Source organism: Pseudomonas sp. DR208 (assembly GCF_019823005.1).
GTDB classification, from domain to species: domain Bacteria; phylum Pseudomonadota; class Gammaproteobacteria; order Pseudomonadales; family Pseudomonadaceae; genus Aquipseudomonas; species Aquipseudomonas extremorientalis.
In genome coordinates this window covers 4,512,492-4,534,292 of the sequence record NZ_CP081944.1, presented here as the reverse complement: position 1 = coordinate 4,534,292, position 21,801 = coordinate 4,512,492, and the positions used below count along the sequence as shown (strand labels likewise).

14 protein-coding genes are annotated in these 21,801 nt (G+C 62.8%); 9 read left to right on the top strand and 5 right to left on the bottom strand.

The genetic code is table 11. The annotated features are described in order from the left end of the window. Nucleotides 1–31 precede the first annotated feature (31 nt). From K5K89_RS20330 to K5K89_RS20320, 3 genes are all read right to left on the bottom strand, one after another. Nucleotides 32–1,216, bottom strand: a complete 1,185-nt coding sequence (locus K5K89_RS20330) for an osmoprotectant NAGGN system M42 family peptidase (RefSeq protein ID WP_033900901.1) — start codon at nt 1,214–1,216, stop codon at nt 32–34. Between the two features lie 78 nt (nt 1,217–1,294). Then, nucleotides 1,295–3,043, bottom strand: coding sequence for an N-acetylglutaminylglutamine synthetase (ngg, locus tag K5K89_RS20325; protein ID WP_222540150.1), 1,749 nt, complete (start codon nt 3,041–3,043; stop codon nt 1,295–1,297). A gap of 3 nt (nt 3,044–3,046) precedes the next feature. Continuing rightward, entirely contained in the window at nt 3,047–4,819 is a 1,773-nt protein-coding gene (locus K5K89_RS20320) for an N-acetylglutaminylglutamine amidotransferase (protein WP_222540149.1), read from the bottom strand. Nucleotides 4,820–5,034: 215 nt separating this feature from the next. Between K5K89_RS20320 and K5K89_RS20315 the strand changes: the two genes are divergently transcribed. After that, nucleotides 5,035–9,873 carry an NEL-type E3 ubiquitin ligase domain-containing protein gene (locus K5K89_RS20315; RefSeq protein ID WP_222540148.1) on the top strand — a complete coding sequence of 1,613 codons (4,839 nt, stop codon included), beginning with the start codon at nt 5,035–5,037 and terminating at the stop codon, nt 9,871–9,873. Here the strand turns inward: K5K89_RS20315 and mnmC are convergent, their stop codons facing one another. Next, the gene (gene mnmC, locus K5K89_RS20310) at nt 9,874–11,856 is read right to left on the bottom strand and encodes a bifunctional tRNA (5-methylaminomethyl-2-thiouridine)(34)-methyltransferase MnmD/FAD-dependent 5-carboxymethylaminomethyl-2-thiouridine(34) oxidoreductase MnmC (protein WP_222540147.1); all 1,983 of its coding nucleotides are present in this window, start codon (nt 11,854–11,856) and stop codon (nt 9,874–9,876) included. Between the two features lie 141 nt (nt 11,857–11,997). On the opposite strand from mnmC, the gene pap reads away from it, so the two are divergent. The 3 genes from pap to K5K89_RS20295 all read left to right on the top strand — a co-directional run bounded on the left by pap (nt 11,998) and on the right by K5K89_RS20295 (nt 15,849). Then, nucleotides 11,998–13,515: a polyphosphate:AMP phosphotransferase gene (pap, locus tag K5K89_RS20305; protein ID WP_071490751.1), complete on the top strand. Its 1,518-nt coding sequence runs from the start codon at nt 11,998–12,000 to the stop codon at nt 13,513–13,515. 109 nt (nt 13,516–13,624) lie between these two features. Further along, nucleotides 13,625–14,809, top strand: coding sequence for a thiolase family protein (locus K5K89_RS20300; protein WP_222540146.1), 1,185 nt, complete (start codon nt 13,625–13,627; stop codon nt 14,807–14,809). An 83-nt stretch (nt 14,810–14,892) separates the two neighbouring features. Next, the gene (locus tag K5K89_RS20295; protein WP_071490749.1) at nt 14,893–15,849 is read left to right on the top strand and encodes a DMT family transporter; all 957 of its coding nucleotides are present in this window, start codon (nt 14,893–14,895) and stop codon (nt 15,847–15,849) included. 1 nt (nt 15,850) lies between these two features. Here the strand turns inward: K5K89_RS20295 and K5K89_RS20290 are convergent, their stop codons facing one another. Then, on the bottom strand, nt 15,851–17,233 hold the full coding sequence (locus K5K89_RS20290; protein ID WP_071490748.1) for a class II fumarate hydratase: 1,383 nt from the start codon (nt 17,231–17,233) through the stop codon (nt 15,851–15,853). 182 nt (nt 17,234–17,415) lie between these two features. Between K5K89_RS20290 and K5K89_RS20285 the strand changes: the two genes are divergently transcribed. The 5 genes from K5K89_RS20285 to K5K89_RS20265 all read left to right on the top strand — a co-directional run bounded on the left by K5K89_RS20285 (nt 17,416) and on the right by K5K89_RS20265 (nt 21,731). Further along, nucleotides 17,416–17,934, top strand: a complete 519-nt coding sequence (locus tag K5K89_RS20285) for a DUF2059 domain-containing protein (RefSeq protein ID WP_058424992.1) — start codon at nt 17,416–17,418, stop codon at nt 17,932–17,934. A 6-nt stretch (nt 17,935–17,940) separates the two neighbouring features. After that, nucleotides 17,941–18,237, top strand: coding sequence for a BolA family protein (locus K5K89_RS20280; RefSeq protein ID WP_038847405.1), 297 nt, complete (start codon nt 17,941–17,943; stop codon nt 18,235–18,237). Nucleotides 18,238–18,355: 118 nt separating this feature from the next. Next, nucleotides 18,356–19,297 (top strand): rhodanese-related sulfurtransferase, encoded by a 942-nt coding sequence (locus tag K5K89_RS20275; RefSeq protein ID WP_222540145.1) that lies wholly within the window; start codon nt 18,356–18,358, stop codon nt 19,295–19,297. Nucleotides 19,298–19,333: 36 nt separating this feature from the next. Next, nucleotides 19,334–19,936, top strand: a complete 603-nt coding sequence (locus K5K89_RS20270) for a DsbA family protein (RefSeq protein WP_222541739.1) — start codon at nt 19,334–19,336, stop codon at nt 19,934–19,936. Beyond that, complete coding sequence (locus K5K89_RS20265; protein WP_222540144.1) at nt 19,929–21,731, top strand: ABC transporter ATP-binding protein; 1,803 nt, start codon at nt 19,929–19,931, stop codon at nt 21,729–21,731. The genes K5K89_RS20270 and K5K89_RS20265 overlap by 8 nt, the downstream gene beginning before the upstream one ends. The last annotated feature ends 70 nt before the right edge of the window (nt 21,732–21,801 follow it).

Genomic DNA, 21,801 nt, shown 5'->3' with positions numbered 1-21,801 from the left:
TCCTACTGCGCCGGGACCGTAGTTGCCAGTCTCAGGACTTGTTGCCCACCAGGCTATCCACCGACGGCACTCGCGTGTCGCTTTCCATCTGCGTCTCGTGCTCGATCTGGTGACTGAACCGGTCCAGGGAACCCTGTGCCGGCTGTGCATCGCTGGCGAACACGGGCGGGCTGAGAATGTAGGCGCCCAATAGACGACTCAGCGCCGCCAGACTGTCGATATGCGTGCGCTCGTAGCCGTGGGTCGCATCGCACCCGAACGCCAGCAACGCGGTGCGGATGTCGTGGCCGGCGGTGACGGCCGAGTGCGCGTCGCTGAAGTAGTAGCGGAACAAATCGCGGCGCACTGGTAACTCATTGTCCGACGCCAGGCGCAGCAAATGCCGCGACAGGTGATAGTCGTACGGCCCGCCGGAATCCTGCATCGCGACGCTCACCGCATGCTCGCTGGAGTGCTGGCCGGGGGCGACCGGCGCAATGTCGATGCCGACAAACTCACTGACGTCCCAGGGCAGTGCGGCCGCTGCGCCACTGCCGGTTTCCTCGGTGATGGTGAACAGCGGATGGCAGTCGATCAGCAACGGCTCGCCACTGTCGACGATGGCCTTGAGCGCGGCCAGCAGCGCGGCAACGCCGGCTTTGTCGTCCAGGTGCCGGGCGCTGATGTGCCCGCTCTCGGTGAATTCCGGCAGCGGGTCGAAGGCGACATAGTCACCGATGCCAATGCCCAGGGAATCGCAGTCGGCACGGGTGGCGCAGTAGGCATCCAGGCGCAATTCCACATGGTCCCAGCTCACCGGCATTTCATCCACGGCAGTATTGAACGCATGCCCTGAGGCCATCAACGGCAACACGCTGCCACGGATCACGCCGTTATCGGTAAACAGGCTGACGCGGCTGCCTTCGGCAAAGCGGCTCGACCAGCAACCCACCGGCGCCAGGCTCAAGCGGCCATTGTCCTTGATGGCGCGCACGGCGGCGCCAATGGTGTCCAAGTGTGCTGATACCGCACGGTCGGGGCTGTTTTTCTGGCCCTTGAGGGTGGCGCGGATGGTGCCGCGCCGGGTCATTTCAAAGGGGATGCCCAGCTCTTCCAGGCGCTCGGCGACGTAGCGCACGATGGTGTCGGTAAATCCGGTGGGGCTGGGGATGGCGAGCATTTCCAGCAGCACTTTTTGCAGGTAGTTCAGATCCGGTTCGGGGATGTTTCGGCTCATAAAGACTCCTGATGAGGTGTGGCGAGCAGCCGTGTTGTGGCTAGCTGGCTCACCACAAGAGGTCCCCTGGTCACAGGGTTATTGAGTGGCAGGCTGGCTATGGGGAAACAACAAATCCACAAACTTCTCCGCAGTCGGTTGCGGCTCGTGATTGGCCAGGCCGGCCCGTTCGTTGGCTTCGATAAACACGTACTCGGGTTGGTCGGCGGCGGGCACCATCAGGTCCAGCCCCACCATGGGAATATCCAGGGCGCGGGCGGCGCGCACGGCGGCGTCCACCAGCGTGGGGTGCAGGATGGCGGTGACGTCTTCCAGGCAACCACCGGTATGCAGGTTGGCGGTGCGGCGCACGGCCAGGGTCTGGCCACGGGGCAGGATGCTGCTGTAGTCATAGCCAGCGGCTTTCAATGTGCGTTCGGTCTCACCATCCAGAGGGATTTTACTTTCACCATCGGTGGCGGCCTGGCGACGGCGGCTCTGGGCTTCGATCAATGCGCCAATGGAGTGATGACCGTCACCGGTGACTTCCGCAGGACGGCGGATCGCGGCGGCCACCACCTCGAAACCGATGACCAGGATGCGCAGGTCCAGGCCTTCGTGAAAGCTTTCCAGCAACACGCGGCTGTCGAACTGCCGCGCCGCTTCAATGGCTTGCTGCACCTCTTCGATACTTTGCAGATCCACGGCGACGCCCTGACCCTGCTCGCCATCCAGCGGCTTGACCACGATGCGCTGGTGCTCATCGAGGAACTCCAGGTTGTCATCCGCGCTGCCCGCCAGTTGCTGCGAGGGAACTTTCAAACCGGCGGCCTTCAGCACCTTGTGCGTCAGGCTTTTGTCCTGGCACAAGGTCATGCTGATCGAGCTGGTCAGGTCGCTCAAGGACTCACGGCAACGCACACGGCGCCCGCCATGGCTCAGGGTGAACAGCCCGGCATCGGCGTCATCCACCTGTACATCGATACCGCGCCGATGGGCTTCCTCGACGATGATCCGCGCATAGGGGTTGAACCCCGCCTGCGGGCCAGGGCCGAGGAACAACGGTTGGTTGATCCCATTCTTGCGCTTGATCGCAAAGGTGGTCAGTGCGCGAAAACCGAGCTTGGCGTAGAGATTCTTGGCCTGGCGGTTATCGTGCAGCACCGACAGGTCCAGGTAGCTCAGGCCACGACTCATGAAGTGTTCCACCAGATGGCGCACCAGTACTTCGCCCACGCCGGGGCGCGTACACAGCGGGTCGACCGCCAGGCACCACAGGCTGCAACCGTTTTCCGGGTCATGAAACGCCTTCTGGTGATTCAGCCCCATCACGCTGCCGATTACTGCGCCGCTGTCTTCATCTTCCGCCAGCCAGTACACCGGGCCGCCCTGATGGCGCGGCGTGAGGCGTTCAGCGTCGACCGGCAACATGCCGCGCCCCTGGTACAGTTGGTTCACCGCCAGCCAATCGGCCTCGGTCTGCACCCGCCGGATGCGGAAGCCGCGAAATACCCGGGTAGCCGGGCGATAGTCGCTGAACCACAGGCGCAGCGTGTCGGAGGGGTCGAGAAACAGCTGCTGGGGATCGATGCCCAGGATCTGCTGGGGCGCCGCCACGTACAGAGCAATGTCACGCTCACCCGGCTGCTCATGGAGCAGTTCCTGGGCCAGGCTGGCCGGGTCGGGAAAGGTATGCCCGATCAGCAACCGGCCCCAGCCGCAATGCACCGCAATCGGCTCGGCGGCCAATGGGCTGCCGTCTTCCGCTAGGCGCGCCTGCAGGCGCTCGTAGGTCGGCGCCTGGCCCTTGATCAAGCGTTGGCTATAGGCCGCTGCGAGAGGTTTCATCAATCAGATTCCTTGTTCGCTGAGCCACAGGTTCAGCGCTGCCAGTTGCCACAGCTTGGAGCCACGCAACGGCGTCAATTGGCCCTGCGGGTCGGTCAACAAGCGGTCCAGCGCGGCGGGGTTGAACAGGCCGCGATCCTGGCTCGGGTCGAGCAGCAGTTCGCGTACCCAGTTCAAGGTATCGCCCTGCAAGTGCTTGAGGCCCGGCACCGGGAAGTAGCCCTTCTTGCGGTCGATGACTTCGCTCGGAATGACCCGGCGCGCCGCTTCTTTCAGCACTTGCTTGCCGCCATCGGGCAACTTGAATTTACCTGGCACGCGGGCCGACAGCTCTACCAGGCGGTAGTCCAGGAACGGCGTGCGCGCTTCCAGGCCCCAGGCCATGGTCATGTTGTCGACGCGTTTGACCGGGTCGTCCACCAGCATCACCGTGCTGTCCAGGCGCAGGGCCTTGTCCACCGCCGCATCGGCGCCGGGCATGGCGAAATGTTCGCGCACGAAATCGCCAGCCGCGTCGTTGGCGGTCAGCCATTTGGGCGCGACAGTGGCGGCATAGTCGTCGTAGCTGCGGTCAAAAAATGCATCGCGATAAGCCATATAGGGATCGGCGGCACCGTCGACCTGCGGGTACCAGTGGTAACCGGCGAACAACTCATCGGCGCCCTGGCCGCTTTGCACCACCTTGCAGTGCTTGGCCACTTCCCGCGACAGCAGGTAGAAGGCGATGCAGTCATGGCTGACCATCGGCTCGCTCATGGCGCGGAAGGCGGCAGGCAGTTGCTCGATGATCTCACTTTCGGCGATGCGCAATTGGTGGTGGCGCGTACCGTAGTGTCTGGCGATCAGGTCCGAGTACTGGAACTCGTTGCCGGCCTCGCCACCGGCGTCTTCAAAACCGATGGAAAAGGTCGACAAATCCTGTACGCCGACTTCACGCAGCAGGCCGACGAGCATGCTCGAATCGACCCCACCGGAGAGCAGCACACCCACATCCACCGCAGCGCGTTGACGGATGGCCACGGCTTCGCGAGTGCTGTCGAGCACGCGGTCGGTCCAGTCTTCCAGGCTCAGGTTTTTTTCATCTTCGCGCGGGCCGTAGGGCAGGGTCCACCAGGTTTGCTGTTCAGTCTTGCCGCTGGCATCGATACGCATCCAGCTGGCCGGCGGCAGTTTTTCGATGCCCGCCAGCAAGGTGCGTGGTGCCGGCACCACCGCATGGAAATTCAGGTAGTGATTCAGGGCTACCGGATCGAGGATCGGGTTGATATCGCCGCCCTTGAGCAGCGCCGGCAAGGCCGAGGCAAAGCGCAGGCGCTGGCCGGTGCGCGACAGGTACAACGGCTTCACGCCGAGGCGGTCGCGGGCGATGAACAGGCGCTGGGCATCATGTTCCCAGATGGCGAAGGCAAACATGCCGTTGAGCTTGGGCAACAGTGCCTCACCCCAGGCGTGGTAACCCTTGAGCAACACTTCGGTGTCGCCGCCGGAATAGAAGGCGTAACCCAGGGCTTCCAGCTCTTCGCGCAATTCCGGGAAGTTATAGATCGCACCGTTGAAGGCCAGGCTCAGGCCCAGGTGCGAATCGACCATCGGTTGGGCCGAGCCGTCCGACAGGTCCATGATTTTCAGGCGCCGATGGCCCAGGGCAATCGGCCCCTGGGCATGAAAGCCCCAGGCGTCGGGGCCTCGCGGGGCCAGGTGATGGGTGATGCGTTCAATCGCCGCCAGGTCGGCAGGTTGGGCATCGAAACGTAATTCTCCAGCTAATCCGCACATAAATTCCTTACCGGTTTTTCCGTTGGGGAGCATAAAACTCAATACGCCCAAAAGGGCGCGTACCCAGAAACTGACACGGGGCTATTCGTGGAGTTTTAGATCAATCGGTTATAAGCGGAGTGGGCCTGTCGCAAGGCGGTATACAAATACCCGGTTTTGACCCAGGCAAGGCTTATCGTTTGGCGTCATGTTCAGCTGGCTGAGGAAACATGCCGATGACGCAAAACCGCGATTTGAGTGAGGTCGCCGCAGGGGCGACCCAGGATGAGCTGGACAGGGCATTGCTCGACATGACTGCCGACCTGGACAAGGCGCAGGTTTTGCGCAAAACCCTGCCGCACTGGTTGGTTGAGGCCGACGCTTCGATACTCACGGCCCTTGAGCAGGCGCATATCGACAGCAAGGCGATCCGTGAGAACGTCCGTTATCTAATACAGCGCCTGGAATCGCTGGATCAATACTGCGCAGAGCGCTTGACCAATTTTCTGCGGGCCAAAGGGGTTGAGTCGCCGGATGTCAGGCAAGACCTGCTGGAGTTGCCCAAACGTAAGCTCACCGGCGTCAGCCCTGACCTGGGCGGCGGCTTGCACCAGACCGTTACCTACACCAAGCAGAGCCTGCTGCACGCGGCGATGCAGAATTTCTCCGAAGAGCGCGCCGAGCCGGGGGGCATGTCCGTCGCAGCGGTGGTGCGCTCTGCGGCCACCAGGCAGCCGATGGTCGGGATGACGGTGCCTGAATTTGTCGGTTATTGCCGGGAGCTGGACCTGGGGGCCCTCTATCAAAAACACATCGAAGAGGTCTTCGACCTGCCCGACCCGAAAAGCAAAGAGGAAGTCAGCTCCTACAACCAGGCTGCCGTCAGTATTGGCTTGGGCAAACTCATGGACATGCGCACGGATCTGCATATTGCCTTGTGCAAGGGGCATATCGAAGCCGGGACCTATGCCCGGTTGCTCAAGCTGATCGGTTTCGACCGTCCGGCCAGTGAGCTCAAGAGCAAGGTGCCGGGCAACGGTCTGACTACGTGGCAAGGCGTGAACATCGATGACACCTGTGTGTGGAGTGTATTGGTGTTTTCCGACAGCGTACCGGGCAGCCTGGATACCGGCCCCTTTATTGTCTACATGCCTAACGAACCCTCCAGGCCCTGGTACGAGTACCCGACGCTGGAAGACTTCAAGCTGTACTTGTCCTTGAAGCTGCAAATCAAGAGCTACCGGACGTTTTTCGAAGGGTACCTGGATGAGTCCAACCGCCTGGATTTTTTCGAATCGTTCGACATGACGCGCAAGGTTGGCCAGCTGCGCGCCTTACCCGTCACGACCAGCCTGACGGGGTTCTTCTTCCAGGCATTCGTCGGCAAGATTCAATTGGATGCGTTAGTGCTGGCGGTGCCCAAGGCCCAGGTCGACCAGCAAGCCAGTGAAGAGCGCACGCAGCGCTATCTGGACCTGGGGCTGGACCTGCTGAATGTGGCGGCGTTGGTGGTGCCGGTGTTGGGTCAGTTGATGCTCGGGGTAGCCATCGGACAGCTGTTGGGGGAAGTGTTCGAGGCCGTCGAGGACTGGCAGCACGATGAACATACCGAGGCCCTCAGGCATCTGGTGAATGTGGCCGAAAACGTCGCGGCCATGGCTTTGTTTGTGGCAGGGGGGCGGGTCGTGGGGACGTTGAAGCGCACCCTGACAACCTCTACGGAGTTCTTCGAGAAGTTCGAAACCGTCACCACTGCCGACCAGGGCCAGAAACTCTGGCGGCCACGGCTCAATGCCTATCGACAGCCTGAGCCGGTCGCACGCCAGACCGTGGCCAGTTCTCGCGGCGTCTACCAAGTCAACGGCCGCTCTTACATCCGGATGGGGGGAAACCACTATTCGGTTGCCTTCGATACCAAACTGCAGAAGTGGCGGGTTATTCATCCACAGCGCCCGCAGGCTTACCGCCCGACGCTGGAGCACAACTTCCGTGGTGGCTGGCAGCATGTCTACGAGCGCCCCTTGCAATGGGACGATCCCGTCTACAGCCTCAGGCGACTGGATCCAAGCCTTGAGGAATTGCCCGCTGAGCCGTTGTCGAACCTGGCAACCCTCACAGGAATGACCCTGCCACACTTGCGGGCATTGGGCAGTGCCTACGAGCCGTTACCCGAGCGTTTTCATGACAGCGTGCTGCGCTACAAGCAAAACGACAGGGTCCGTGAACTGATGGAGTACCTGGCGCGTGGTCAACGTCCGGATGCGAGTACCGCACGCGTCCAATTGTTTGCATTGCCGCTGGTGCCTGGCTGGCCCCAGGGACGTTTTTTCGAGGTGCTGGACGAGGAGGGCGAACTGCTGGAAAGGCATCCGGAAACAGCACCTTTCGATTATGAGGACCTGAGCATCCATATCACCCGCAAGGAGTTGAGGGATGGGCGGGTCATGGACACCTTGCTGGAGCATCTGAGCGACGAAGAGCGTGTCGACCTGTTGGGCAAGGGCGTGGCGGAAGACGACATGCGCAGCACACTGGAGCGGCGTCTGTTGGACACCCTGCGTAGCCGGCATCAAACCGTGCTTGATCGTTTGTGCACCTATTACGCCGGTGTTGCTCTGAACGAGTTGGTGCCGTTGTGCGAACGCTTCAAACAACTGCCGCCCCGTGTGGCGTGGGAGCTGTACTCACAGGCCACATTGTGGGAGCGCCGGTATTTGCGCACCACTGGCCGAGTACCACTGGTGCTTGCCCAGCGGGCACGCGAGGCGGTGGACCAGTTGGAGCAGGACCGCGCGCTGATGGGCCTGTACTGGCCGGAGTTGGCGGGGGACGGCACCCGACGCGTGGCCGTCGGTATGCTGGAGCGAATGCCCGGCTGGCCCCGAGACCTGGCATTGCAGGTACGCAGGCACACCCTGAGCGGGGAGGTGCTGGCCGAGACGGGCGCTTCAACAGCTGCGACGCAGAGGACCCTGGTCAGTACGCCCCAGGGGTATCAGGCATTCGATCAAAAAGGCAAGGCCCTGGGGCCGGTCGCGACAGGCGCGGACGGCTTGTACACGGCGCTTTTCGATAGCCTGCTGCCACGCCAGCGTATTGCATTGAAGCTCCAGGCCGAGAATGAGGCCGCCGACTTGCGGGGCCGCCTGCGTGCCACCACGGTGCATGAGCGTGAAAGCGTCGCCCGTTACCTGTGGCCGGAACGCGGGCTGCTGGAAGAAGAACCGCTGATCTGTACCCAGTCGGCGCGGGGCGAGGCAGAGCATTTTCCGGCGGCGTTGGTGCGTAAGGTCAACAAGCTTTATCCCTTGTTCAGTCCGTCGCAGGTCAACGATTTCTTGCGCGATGCGGGCCATGATCACCTGTCTCGTGCCAAGGCGGTCCAGGCACGTGAGCAGGAGTTTGAAGCGCTGCACACGGCACTCAAACGCTGGCGTGCCGAGAGGTCTGTCAATATCGTGCAGGCCGACCCCCTGTGGGACTATCGATTGAGTCGCCACCAGGCGGCGAAAAGCATCGAAAAATGCTGGCGACGGATGTCGACCCTGCCCGATGAGCGCGCCAGCCAGGTTCCAGGGCTGTTGCTCGATGATATGGTCATCGGCCCTCTGCCGACATTACCCGCACAGGTGCGCTTCGATCACGTCGAGCATTTGTCATTGCGCCGTTTGAACCTGACCGACGATGTGGCGTATTTCCTCAGCCACTTCAAGGGGCTGCGCACCCTTGAACTGGGCGAAAACCAGATTACCCGGCTACCTGAAGCCCTGTCGCACATGCCGGGCCTGGAGCGGTTGTACCTGAGCAACAACAAACTCCAGCTCACCGAATACACCCGTGCCAAGCTGGCCGATCTAACGCGCCTGAAGGTGTTGAGCCTGGCGGATAACCCGCTGCTGGACCCGCCGGATATCAGCCGTATGTTCGCGCTGCGCAGCCTGGTGTTACGCAACTGCCGGCTCAAGGAACTGCCCAGGGACCTGTGGCGTCTGCCTTATCTTGAACACATCAATTTGCGCGCCAATGACATCAGCGTGCTGCCGGAGTGGCTATTGCGCGTGCCGCGAAACGTTGCCCTGGGTGTCAACTTGCGGCACAACCCGTTATCGGCTCAAAGCCAACTGGCCCTGAAAAATTACCGGCAGGCGTACGGTCCGGGCATGGGGTTCCTGGAAGATGATATTGCGCGTTTGAACGAGCAGAGCGCACGCGAACTGTGGCTGGCGGACGAACGGATGGCGGGCTATGCGGCGAAGAAAGTCACGTGGACGGGCCTCAAGGACGATCACCGGTCGGACGCCCTGTTCAAGTTGCTCGCGGAACTGGGCGGCACCAAAGACGCCGAGTTCGTGCGTGAGGACCTGCAGCGCCGCGTATGGCGGGTGCTGGAGGCTGCCGCAATGAACAGCGAACTGCGTGAGGAAGTATTCGAACGGGCCGCCACGCCGATCAATTGTGACGATGCCGCCGCCGTCAACTTCAGCAGCCTGGAAGTCCTGGTGGAAATCAGCGATGCCAAGGCCCTCATCCAGGGGCGTGCGCTGACGCCCAGGCCGCTGTTGAAACTGGGTCGTGGCCTGTTTCGCCTGGAGCAGTTGGAGGCGATTGCGCGCCGTCACAGTGGCCTGCATCCTGCCGCCGATCCATTGGAGGTCAGCCTGGCTTTCCGCACAGGGCTGGTCGGCGAATTCTATTTGCCCGGCCAGCCTCGGCACATGCGTTATTCGCGGCTGGGGGAGGTCACTCAGTTGGCGCTGGATGAAGCCAAGGCTGAAGTCACGCTGGCCGAGCTGTCCCCCGAGCTGATGACGTATCTCAAGAAGCTGCCGTTCTGGACCGACTACCTCAAGCGTGCCCATGCGGCTCGCTTCGAGGCCTTGAGCTCGCCCTATGACGAGCGCCTCAATGACATCTTCGAGCAAAGCCTGGTACTGAGCGATGCCGATTACCGTAGTCGCATGCACACCGTCCTCAGTGAACGGGAGCAGGCCGAAAGCGTGCTGATCGAGCGCTTGACCGAGGACGCCATCAAGGCCGAAGCGCTGGGCTCCGTGTGTGAGGTCCCAGCCGGTTGATCACTCGACCTTGCCGGTGGTGGCGCGGATCAGCGCCCGCACGGCAAACCGATTGGGGTGGCAGGCGTCAGCCACGGCGCGCGGCACCGGCAGCGGCTCGTTGTCCAGCCAGGCGGCGAGCAACTCCGCACTCAACGGGGCGGTGATCAGCCCCCTTGAGCCATGGCCGCTGTTGACGTACAGCCCGTCCAGCCAGGGGCAAGCGGTGCCTGGCACTTGCCGGGCGTCCTTGCGCAGGGCGGCGTAGGCCTGGTCGAACGCCTGGCGGTCAGCCAATGGTCCCACAATCGGCAGGTAATCCGGGCTGGTGCAGCGGAACGCGGCGCGACCTTCCAGGGTCGCCGGCTCCAGGGTGTCGGCGCCCAGGCGCTGGGCCAGGTCCTCGGAGATGCCCATGAGCAGCTCCAGGTTTTCGGCATGTTCAGCGGCGGTGGGCGTAAGGTCATCGCTTTTGAAGTCGAAACTGGCGCCCAGGGTGTGTTCGCCCAGGCGTGGCGGGGCGACGTAGCCTTCGGCACACACCACCGTGGCCAGGGCCTGGCTGTCGGCGGTCTGCGGCAAACGGGTGATCTGCCCGCGAATGCGCTTGAGGGGCAGGTCGGCGAACCGCTGGACTTCGGCGGCGCCGGCCAGCACCGCCACGCAGGCGCTGGCCAGCAGGTGTTCACCGTCCCAGGCTTGCCACTGGTCGTCGACATGACGCAGGTCGAGCACATCGTGGTGGGTTAGCACGGTCACGCCCGGTTGATGGGCTTGCCACTCGCACAATGCGGGTGGGTGCACCCAGCCGCCTTCGGGGAAAAACAGCCCACCGTGCGCCAGTGCGATACCGGCGCGGGCCTGGGCCTGGTCGCGGTCGAGCAGGTGCAGCAAGTCCGGCGCGAAGGCAGCGGCCAGTTGCGCCTGGCGCTGGGCCTCCTTGGCATCGAAGGCCAGTTGCAGCACGCCGCAACCGTCCCAGTCGACGCCGCGATGCAAGTGCTCCAGCACTCGACGGGTATAGCCGAACCCGGCCACGATCAACTGCGACAAGGCAGTGCCGTGGGCCGACAGTTTCAGGTATAGCACGCCCTGGGGATTGCCGGAGGCTTCCCGCGCCACGCCGTCATGGCGCTCCAGCAGGCTGACTTGCCAACCCCTGGCCGCCAGGCTGGCCGCCGTCGCACAGCCCGCCAGGCCGGCGCCGATCACCAGTGCGTGGCGGTCACCCGTAATGGCGGGCGGCCTGGCGAACCACGGCTTGGCCGCGGCCGGTACCGGCGTGTCGGTCGGCCAACCGAGAAACTCCCCACGGAGGATCTCCCACTTGTGGCCAATGCCCGGCGTACGTTTCATCTTGAACCCGGCGGCATTGATCAGCCGACGCACCCAGCCGGTGCTGGTAAAAGTGCTGATGGTCGAACCCGGTGCCGCCAGGCGTGCCAGTTCGGCAAACAGCTCGGCGGTCCACATATCCGGGTTTTTCGCCGGGGCGAAGCCGTCCAGGAACCAGGCGTCTATCTGCGCGTCCAGTTGGGGCAGTTGCTCCAGGGCGTCGCCGATCAGCAGGGTCAGGGTCACGCGGCCGTTATCCAGCACCAGGCGCTGGAAGCCCGGATGGATGGCAATGTATTGCGCCAGCAGTTGTTCGGCGAAGGGTTGCAGTTCCGGCCAGAGCAGCAGGGCGCGTTGCAGGTCGGCATGGCTGAGCGGGTACTTTTCCACGCTGACGAAATGCAGGCGCGCACCGGCCACGGCGTGTTGTTCGAACAGTTGCCAGGCGCAGAGGAAATTCAACCCCGTGCCGAACCCTGTCTCGCCAATCACCAGCCGCCCACCGGCGGGCAGCGCGGCAAAGCGCTCCCGCAAACGGTTCTGTTCCAGGAACACGTAGCGGGTTTCTTCAAGGCCTGACTTATCGGAAAAGTACACATCGTCGAAGATCCGCGAGTGCGGGCGACCTTGGTCATCCCAGTCGAGTTGGGCGTGGGTGATGGGATTCATGGGCGGCTCGGTAAAGGCAAGGCCGCCATTCTAGCCGATCAACCGGCGTTGAATTGATCCATGGCAAGCGCCGGTGGAATTTCCTCCCGCGTGTTGCTGCCTAATCCGCTAGTCTTGAGCCATCTTGAAACGGAGCTGCCCATGTTCGAATCCGCCGAAATCGGTCACGCCATCGACAAAGACACCTTTGAGGCCGAGGTGCCGGCCCTGCGCGAGGCCCTGCTGGAAGTGCAGTACGAGCTGCAGCAGCAGAAGCGCTTCCCGGTGATTATCCTGATCAACGGTATCGAAGGCGCCGGCAAGGGCGAGACGGTCAAGCTGCTCAATGAATGGATGGACCCGCGCCTGATCGAAGTGCGCACCTTCGACCAGCAGACCGACGAAGAACTGGCGCGCCCGCCGGCCTGGCGCTATTGGCGCCAACTTCCTGCCAAGGGTCGCATGGGCATCTTCTTTGGCAACTGGTACAGCCAGATGCTGCAAAGCCGCGTACATGGGCAGATCAAGGACGCCCGCCTCGACCAGGCCATCGCCGGCGCCGAACGCCTGGAGAAAATGCTCTGCGATGAAGGCGCGCTGATCTTCAAGTTCTGGTTCCACCTCTCCAAGAAACAGATGAAGGCGCGGCTCAAGGCCCTGGCCGATGACCCCCTGCACAGTTGGCGCATCAGCCCGCTGGACTGGCAGCAATCCGAGACCTACGACAAATTCGTGCACTTCGGTGAGCGCGTGTTGCGCCGCACCAGTCGCGACTATGCGCCGTGGCATGTGATCGAAGGCGTGGACAGCAACTACCGCAGCCTCACCGTGGGCAAACTGCTGCTCGAAGGCCTGCAGAATGCGCTCAAGCTGTCCAAGGGCAAGGCCAGCGGCATGAACCCGGCGCCGTTGATCGCCTCGGTGGACAAGAAGAGCCTGCTGGACAGCCTCGACCTGTCCCAGCGCCTGGACAAGGACGATTACGAAGAACAACTGATCACCGAACAGGCGCGTTTCTCCGGACTGATGCGCGACAAGCGCATGCGCAAGCATGCCCTGGTCACGGTGTTCGAGGGCAACGATGCGGCGGGCAAGGGCGGGGCGATCCGTCGGGTGGCGGCGGCGCTGGACCCGCGTCAGTACCACATCGTGCCGATTGCCGCGCCCAGTGAAGACGAACGCGCCCAGCCTTACTTGTGGCGGTTCTGGCAGAAGATCCCGGCGCGCGGCATGTTCACCGTGTTCGACCGTTCCTGGTATGGCCGCGTGCTGGTGGAGCGCATTGAAGGCTTCTGCACCCCGGCGGACTGGATGCGCGCCTATGGCGAGATCAATGACTTCGAAGAGCAACTGCGCGATGCGGGTGTGATCGTGGTCAAGTTCTGGCTGGCCATCGACAAGGACACGCAACTGGAGCGCTTCCAGGCCCGCGAGGAAATCCCGTTCAAGCGCTTCAAGATCACCGAAGACGACTGGCGCAACCGTGACAAATGGGATGACTACCGCGCGGCCGTGGGCGATATGGTCGACCGTACCAGCACCGAGGTGTCGCCCTGGACATTGGTGGAGGCCAACGACAAGCGCTGGGCGCGGGTCAAGGTGTTGCGCACCATCAACCTGGCGCTGGAAGAAGCGTTCGCCAAGACCGACAAGCACGACAAAAAGAAAAAGAAAAAATGACGCAGTGAGCCGGCTCGCCATGGTTTTGTATCTATGGGGTGAATGATCGTCGCGGTGGCGCGGGGCGGGATCTATGCTCGATCCGACAACCACAAGATCGAGGTAGCCCATGCGTGAAGTAGTGATCGTCGACAGTGTGCGAACCGGCCTGGCCAAGTCCTTTCGCGGCAAGTTCAACCAGACCCGCCCCGATGACATGGCGGCCCATTGCGTCAACGCGCTGCTCGCCCGCAACGGCATCGACCCGGCGACGGTGGAGGATTGCATCGTCGGCGCCGGCTCCAACGAGGGCGCACAGGGCTACAACATCGGGCGCAATGTGGCGGTGCTCTCGCAACTGGGCACCGGCGTGGCCGGCATGACCCTCAACCGGTTCTGCTCCTCGGGCTTGCAGGCGATTGCCATTGCGGCCAACCAGATTGCGTCGGGTTGCAGCGATATCATCGTGGCCGGCGGTGTCGAGTCCATCAGCCTGACGATGAAAAGCGTCAATACCGACAACCTGATCAACCCGCTGCTCAAAGAGCAGGTGCCGGGTATCTATTTCCCCATGGGCCAGACCGCCGAGATCGTCGCGCGTCGCTACCACGTCAGCCGCGAAGAACAGGACCTGTACGCCCTGCAAAGCCAGCAGCGCACCGCCCAGGCCCAGGCCGATGGGCTTTTCAGAGATGAAATCGTGCCGATGGCGGTCAAGTACAAAGTCGAAGACAAGAACACCGGTGAGGTGCAGATCCTGGAAGGTGTGGTCGACCGTGACGACTGCAACCGCCCGGACACTACCCTGGCCAGTCTGCAGGGTTTGAAGCCGGTGTTCGCCGAGGATGGTTCGGTGACGGCGGGCAACTCGTCGCAGCTCTCCGACGGCGCCTCGATGACGCTGGTGATGAGCCTGGAGAAAGCCCTGGCACTGGGGCTCCAGCCCAAGGCGTTTTTCCGTGGCTTCACCGTGGCCGGTTGCGAGCCGGACGAGATGGGCATCGGCCCGGTGTTCTCGGTGCCCAAGTTGCTCAAGGCCAAAGGGTTGCAGGTGGCGGACATCGACCTGTGGGAGCTTAACGAAGCGTTTGCCTCGCAATGCCTGTATGCGCGCAATCGCCTGGAAATCGACAATGCCAGGTACAACGTCAATGGCGGTTCGATCTCCATCGGGCATCCATTCGGCATGACCGGCTCGCGGCAGGTGGGGCACCTGGTGCGTGAGTTGCAGCGACGCAACCTGCGTTACGGCATCGTCACCATGTGCGTGGGCGGCGGTATGGGGGCCACCGGGTTGTTCGAAGCGGTGCGCTGATCGGCAAATTAAGTGTTCGCTACACAAAGTGCATCGGGTGCCCCTAGAATGCGGCTCCACTTCCTCCAGCTTCTGGGGTACTCATGCACATCTCTTCCGGCCGCTGGGTCTATGGTTTTCTCCTGACCCTGCTGACCGCGTTTCTGTGGGGCATTCTGCCGATCAAACTCAAGCAGGTGCTGCAGGTGATGGACCCGATCACCGTCACCTGGTTTCGCCTGATCGTGGCCGGCAGTTGCCTGTTCGTCTACCTGGCGCTGACCAAACGCTTGCCCAGCCGCAAGGTGCTTGGCCCCCGGGGTGGTTGGCTGGTGGCGATGGCGGTGTGCGGACTGGTGGGCAACTACGTGCTGTACCTGGTGGGCCTGAAATTGCTCAGCCCCGGCACCGCGCAGTTGGTGGTGCAGATGGGGCCGATCTTTTTGATGGTCGCCAGTGTGTTCGTCTTCAAGGAGCGCTTCAGCCTGGGACAGGGGGTGGGGCTGGTGGTGTTGATCATTGGTTTCGGCCTGTTTTTCAACCAGCGCCTGGAAGAACTGCTGACCTCGCTCGGCGCCTACACCGCCGGCGTGCTGACCATCCTGCTCGCCACCACGATCTGGGTGTTCTACGCCCTCGGCCAGAAACAACTGCTGACGGTGTGGAACTCGCTGCAGGTGATGATGGTGATCTACCTGTCCTGCGCCGTGTTGCTCACGCCTTGGGCACATCCCCTGGAGGCGTTGCACCTGAGCCCGCTGCAAGGCTGGCTATTGCTGGCGTGCTGCATGAATACCCTGGTGGCCTACGGCGCCTTTGCCGAAGCGCTGGCCCACTGGGAGGCCTCGCGGGTCAGTGCGACCCTGGCGCTCACGCCTTTGGTGACCTTTGTGGCGGTGGCCGTGGCGGCCTGGCTGTGGCCCGACTATGTGCAGGCCGAAGAGATCAACGCCCTGGGCTATGCCGGGGCGTTGGTGGTGGTGCTGGGTTCGGCAACCGTGGCGCTGGCGCCGTCGTTGCTCGCCGGGCTCAGGGCCCGGCGGTTGCGCCTGGCGTCCTAGGCTAGGTGCCCAGCATGTCTTCGGGGCGAACCCACTGGTCGAACTCCCCATCGGTGAGGTAGCCCAGTTCCAGCGCGGCTTCCCGCAGCGTCAGCCCTTCGGCATAGGCCTTCTTGGCGATCTCGGCGGACTTGTCGTAGCCAATGTGCGGGTTGAGCGCGGTGACCAGCATCAAGCCACGCTCCAAGTGTTCCGCCATTTGCACAGGGTCAGGCTCCAGCCCGGCCACGCAGTGTTCCTGGAAGTTGTTGCAGCCGTCGGCCAGCAGGCGGATCGACTCCAGCAGGTTGTGGATGATTACCGGCTTGTACACATTCAACTGCAAGTGACCCTGGCTGGCGGCAATGCCGATGGTCACGTCATTGCCCAACACCTGGCAGGCCAGCATCGACAGTGCTTCACACTGGGTCGGGTTGACCTTGCCCGGCATGATCGAGCTGCCCGGTTCGTTGGCCGGCAATTTCACTTCGGCCAGCCCGGTGCGCGGCCCGGAGCCCAGCAGGCGCAGGTCATTGGCGATTTTCATCAGGGCCACGGCCAGGGTTTTCAGCGCGCCGTGCAGCGTCACGAGAGGCTCATGGCCGGAGAGGGCGGCGAATTTGTTCGGCGCGGTGACGAACGGCAAGCCCGATAGCGCCGCCAGCTCCGAGGCAATCGCCTCGCCGAAGCCATGGGGCGCATTGAGCCCGGTGCCCACGGCGGTGCCGCCCTGGGCCAGCTCGCACACGGCGGGCAGCGCGGCGCGGATCGCACGTTCGGCATAGTCGAGTTGAGCGATGAATGCCGACAGCTCCTGGCCGAAGGTGATCGGGGTGGCATCCATCATGTGGGTGCGCCCGGTCTTCACCAGCTTCATATGTTTGGCGGCTTGCTCTGCCAGGCCGCCGGACAGGGTGGCAATCGCCGGCAGCAACCGTTGATGCACCGCCTGCACGGCGGCGATGCTCATGGCGGTAGGGAAGCAGTCATTGGAACTCTGGGAACGGTTGACGTGATCGTTGGGGTGCACCGGGCTCTTGCCGCCGCGCTTATTGCCCGCCAGTTCGTTGGCGCGACCGGCGATCACTTCGTTGGCGTTCATGTTGCTCTGGGTCCCGCTACCGGTCTGCCACACCACCAGGGGGAACTGGTCGTCATGTTGACCGGCCAGCACTTCGTCGGCGGCCTGTTCGATCAGGCGGGCGATGTCGGCGGGCAGGTCGCCGTTACGGTCGTTGACCCGTGCCGCCGCCTTCTTGACCAGGGCCAGGGCGTGCAACACCGCCAGGGGCATGCGCTGCTCGCCGATGGCGAAGTTCACCAGCGAACGTTGGGTCTGGGCGCCCCAGTAAGCGTCATCCGGGACATCGACTTCTCCCAGGCTGTCGGTTTCGATACGGCTCATCGGGCACACTCCTTCAGGTTCGTTTGCGCAGTTTAGGCTGTGAAGAGCCTCGGGGGTTCCCCTGAAAGACTTTTCATCGGGCAATCCCTGTCCGACAAGGCCCGGGGTTGAGCCCTAAGGTTTTTTAGGCGCAGAATGGGCGCCCTTGGGGTCTTACCTCGCCTGCTAGAAAAGGAAACTCGATGACTCGTCTTCGTGCCATCTGTACCGCGGTTGCTCTGGTTTGCGCCAGCGGCCAGGTTCTTGCCGATACCGCCAGCCACAACGCCAGTGCCGAAGCCTTCCTTACCCTGGCCCACGCCGACAAGCTGGGTACCCCGGTGTACATGCAAGTGCAACAAATGTTCGCCCAGCGTTTCGAACAGACCAAGGCGCCTGCCGCCAAGCAGTCCGTACTGGACAGCTACCAGGCCAAGGCCAACGCCGCCCTCGACCAGGCCATCGGCTGGCCGAAGCTGAAACCAGACATGGTCAAGCTCTACACCACCAACTTCAGCGAATCCGAGCTCAAGGACCTGGTTGCCTTCTACCAGTCGCCACTGGGCAAGAAAGTCCTGGAAAAAATGCCGCAACTGACCCAGCAATCGGCCCAGATGACCCAGGCGAAGCTGGAAAGCGCCGTGCCGGTGGTGAACAAGCTGTTGGAAGACATGACCAACGAGCTGACGCCTAAAGCCGCCGCCCCGGCCAAGAAGAAGTAAGCAGGAATGACCATGCAACAGCGTATCGAAACGGCGCTTGCCGCCCTGGGCACCGACCACCTGAGTGTGCTGGACGAAAGCCACATGCACAGCCGTGGGTTGCAGACCCACTTCAAGGCCGTGCTGGTCAGCCCGCAGTTCGAGGGGCTCAACCGCGTCAAGCGCCACCAGAAGGTCTACGCCACCCTGGGTGACCTGATGAGCGAGTTTCATGCGCTGGCGCTGCATACCTACACGCCTGAAGAGTGGGCGAAAATCGACGCAGCCCCGGCCTCGCCGACCTGCGCCGGCGGGCATGATTGATGATCGGGTGTCTCTGACACCGGGCATTTGTTAGAATCCGCGACGCGCCGCCTAGACGGCGCGTTTTTTTTGCATCCGGTTCACCCCTTACGAGGGTAGCCACCTGGAGAGAACACCCATGACTCAACCGATTGTCGTGGCGGCACTGTATAAGTTCGTCACCCTCGAAGATTACGTCGCCCTGCGCGAGCCACTGTTGCAGGCGATGCTCGACAACGGCATCAAAGGCACCTTGCTGATCGCCGAGGAAGGCATCAACGGCACCGTTTCCGGCAGCCGCGAAGGCATTGATGGCTTGATGGCCTGGCTGAAGAACGACCCGCGCATGGTCGACATCGACCACAAAGAATCCTACTGCGACGACCAGCCGTTCTACCGCACCAAGGTCAAGCTCAAGAAAGAGATCGTGACCCTGGGCGTCGAAGGCGTCGACCCGAACAAGAAGGTCGGCACCTACGTCGACCCGCAGGACTGGAACGCGCTGATCAGCGACCCGGAAGTGCTGTTGATCGACACCCGTAACGACTACGAAGTGTCCATCGGCACCTTTGAAGGCGCGATCGACCCGAAAACCACCAGCTTTCGCGAATTTCCCGACTATATCAAAGCCAACTTCGACCCGGCCAAGCACAAGAAAGTCGCCATGTTCTGCACCGGCGGCATTCGTTGCGAGAAGGCCTCGAGCTACATGCTCAGTGAGGGTTTCGATGAGGTCTACCACCTCAAGGGCGGCATTCTGAAGTACCTCGAAGAGGTGCCGCAGGCAGAAACCAAATGGCAGGGCGACTGCTTTGTTTTCGACAATCGCGTCACCGTGCGCTACGACTTGAGCGAAGGCGACTACGATCAATGTCATGCCTGCCGCACACCCGTGAGTGTTGAGGACCGCGCCTCCGAGCACTATGTGGCGGGCATCAGCTGCCCGCATTGCTGGGATAAGCTGCCGGAGAAAACCCGCCGCAGTGCGATCGACCGGCAGAAGCAGATCGAGCTGGCCAAGGCCCGTAACATGCCGCACCCGATTGGTTTCAACTACAAGCAAACTCCTTCCGAGGCCTGAGCCATGTCCGCGCGCCTGCTCTATGTGATGGACCCGATGTGTTCCTGGTGCTGGGGCTTTGCCCCGGTGGGCGAGGCGTTGGTGGAGCAGGCCCAGGCGGCTGGCGTGGAGCTGCACCTGGTGGTGGGCGGCTTGCGTACCGGCAGTGGCGCGGCGCTGGAGCCGACCACGCGGCGCTACATCCTGGAGCACTGGCAGGCGGTGACCGACGCCACCGGCCAGCCGTTCAAGCGTGACGGCGCATTGCCCGACGGTTTCGTGTATGACACGGAGCCGGCGTGCCGCGCCATCGTCACGGCGCGCAGCCTGGCGCCGGATTGTGCATGGAAGCTGCTGGGGCTGATCCAGCGCGCGTTTTATGTCGAGGGCCGCGACGTGACTCTCGCCAGTGTGCTGGTGGAACTGGCCGAACGGGCAGGCATCCCGCGCATCGAGTTTGCCGGCGAATTCGACCGCGCCGAACAGCACGCCGCCACCGCTGCCGATTTTACCTGGGTACAGGACCTGGGCATCGCCGGTTTCCCGACGCTGCTGGCCGAGCGCAATGGCCAGTTGGCGTTGCTGACCAACGGTTACCAGCCGCTGTCCGAGCTTTCGCCTTTGCTGGGCCGATGGCTGGAGCGAGCCACCTGTGCATGAGCAACCTCAACGCACCGACCGCCTGACCTGGGCGGAAATCCGCCGCCTGGCCCTGCGCCACAAGAAGTCCCTGTGGATCGCCAATGGCGTCGCCGTGCTGGCGACTCTGTGCAGCGTGCCCATCCCTCTGTTGTTGCCGTTGCTGGTGGATGAAGTGTTGCTGGGCCGTGGCGATGCCGCGCTCAAGGTGATGAACCACGCCTTGCCCCTGGGCTGGCAGAAAGCCGCCGGCTATATCGGCCTGATGTTGCTGGTGACGCTGTTCCTGCGCTGCGGCGCGCTGGTGTTCAATGTGGTACAGGCGCGGCTGTTTGCGCGGTTGGCCAAGGACATCGTGTACCGCATCCGCGTGCGCCTGATCGAGCGGCTCAAGCGTATTTCCCTCGGCGAATACGAAAGCCTGGGCAGTGGCACGGTCACCACCCACCTGGTCACCGACTTGGACACGCTGGACAAATTCGTCGGCGAAACCCTCAGCCGGTTCCTGGTGGCGATGCTTACGTTGGTGGGCACGTCGGCAATCCTGGTGTGGATGCATTGGCAACTGGCGCTGCTGATCCTGCTGTTCAACCCGTTGGTGATCTACGCCACGGTGCAGTTGGGCAAACGCGTCAAACACCTGAAGAAACTGGAGAACGACAGCACCTCGCGGTTTACCCAGGCCCTGACCGAAACCCTGGATGCCATCCAGGAAGTGCGCGCCGGCAACCGCCAGGGCTTCTTCCTCGGGCGCCTCGGCCAGCGGGCCCAGGAAGTGCGCGACTACGCGATCCATTCCCAGTGGAAAACCGACGCATCGAGCCGCGCCAGCGGGTTGTTGTTCCAGTTCGGTATCGACATCTTCCGTGCGGCGGCCATGCTCACGGTGCTGTTCTCCGACCTGTCCATCGGCCAGATGCTCGCGGTGTTCAGCTACCTGTGGTTCATGATCGGCCCGGTGGAGCAGTTGCTGAACCTGCAGTACGCCTATTACGCGGCGGGCGGGGCGCTGACGCGGATCAACGAACTGCTGGCGCGGGCCGATGAACCGCAATACACGGGCGGCGAAGACCCGTTTACCGGGCGCGAAACCGTCGGCATCGAAGTACGTGGCCTGAATTTCGGTTATGGCGAAGACCTGGTCCTCGACCAGTTGAACCTGGCCATCGCGCCCGGCGAGAAGGTCGCAATCGTCGGCGCCAGCGGCGGTGGCAAAAGCACCCTGGTGCAACTGCTGCTGGGCCTGTACACGCCCCAGGCCGGGACGATCCGCTTTGGCGGTGCCACCCAGCAGGAAATCGGCCTGGAGACCATCCGCGAGCACGTCGCCGTGGTGCTGCAACACCCGGCGCTGTTCAACGACACCGTGCGCGCCAACTTGACCATGGGCCGCGAGCGCAGTGACCAGGCCTGCTGGCAGGCACTGGAAATCGCGCAGTTGGAGGCGACCGTCAAGGCGTTGCCCATGGGCCTGGACAGTGTGGTGGGGCGTTCCGGGGTGCGGTTTTCCGGCGGCCAGCGTCAGCGCCTGGCGATTGCGCGCATGGTGTTGGCCGAACCGAAAGTGGTGATCCTCGACGAAGCGACTTCCGCCCTGGACGCCGCCACCGAGTACAACCTGCACCAGGCGCTGGCGCGCTTCCTCAGCGGCCGTACTACACTGATCATCGCCCACCGCCTGTCGGCGGTTAAGCAGGCAGATCGAGTCTTAGTGTTCGACGGCGGTCACATTGCAGAGGATGGCGACCATCAGCAATTGATTGCTGACGGTGGTTTGTACGCCAAACTCTATGGGCACTTGCAACAAGTACGTTGATTTAGCCTAGGCTGAGCTATCGGAAGCGGTGTTTCGCGTGCGTATCCAGCAGTGCATGTGCAAGGGGCTT

Bases quoted from the DNA above. Each gene is read 5' to 3' on its own strand.
- K5K89_RS20330 (WP_033900901.1), bottom strand. From the start codon at position 1,216: ATGAGCCGAAACATCCCCGAACCGGATCTGAACTACCTGCAAAAAGTG.
- ngg (WP_222540150.1), bottom strand. From the start codon at position 3,043: ATGAAACCTCTCGCAGCGGCCTATAGCCAACGCTTGATCAAGGGCCAG.
- pap (WP_071490751.1), top strand. From the start codon at position 11,998: ATGTTCGAATCCGCCGAAATCGGTCACGCCATCGACAAAGACACCTTT.
- K5K89_RS20270 (WP_222541739.1), top strand. From the start codon at position 19,334: ATGTGTTCCTGGTGCTGGGGCTTTGCCCCGGTGGGCGAGGCGTTGGTG.
- K5K89_RS20315 (WP_222540148.1), top strand. From the start codon at position 5,035: ATGACGCAAAACCGCGATTTGAGTGAGGTCGCCGCAGGGGCGACCCAG.
- K5K89_RS20285 (WP_058424992.1), top strand. From the start codon at position 17,416: ATGACTCGTCTTCGTGCCATCTGTACCGCGGTTGCTCTGGTTTGCGCC.
- K5K89_RS20295 (WP_071490749.1), top strand. From the start codon at position 14,893: ATGCACATCTCTTCCGGCCGCTGGGTCTATGGTTTTCTCCTGACCCTG.
- K5K89_RS20290 (WP_071490748.1), bottom strand. From the start codon at position 17,233: ATGAGCCGTATCGAAACCGACAGCCTGGGAGAAGTCGATGTCCCGGAT.
- K5K89_RS20280 (WP_038847405.1), top strand. From the start codon at position 17,941: ATGACCATGCAACAGCGTATCGAAACGGCGCTTGCCGCCCTGGGCACC.
- K5K89_RS20300 (WP_222540146.1), top strand. From the start codon at position 13,625: ATGCGTGAAGTAGTGATCGTCGACAGTGTGCGAACCGGCCTGGCCAAG.
- mnmC (WP_222540147.1), bottom strand. From the start codon at position 11,856: ATGAATCCCATCACCCACGCCCAACTCGACTGGGATGACCAAGGTCGC.
- K5K89_RS20320 (WP_222540149.1), bottom strand. From the start codon at position 4,819: ATGTGCGGATTAGCTGGAGAATTACGTTTCGATGCCCAACCTGCCGAC.
- K5K89_RS20275 (WP_222540145.1), top strand. From the start codon at position 18,356: ATGACTCAACCGATTGTCGTGGCGGCACTGTATAAGTTCGTCACCCTC.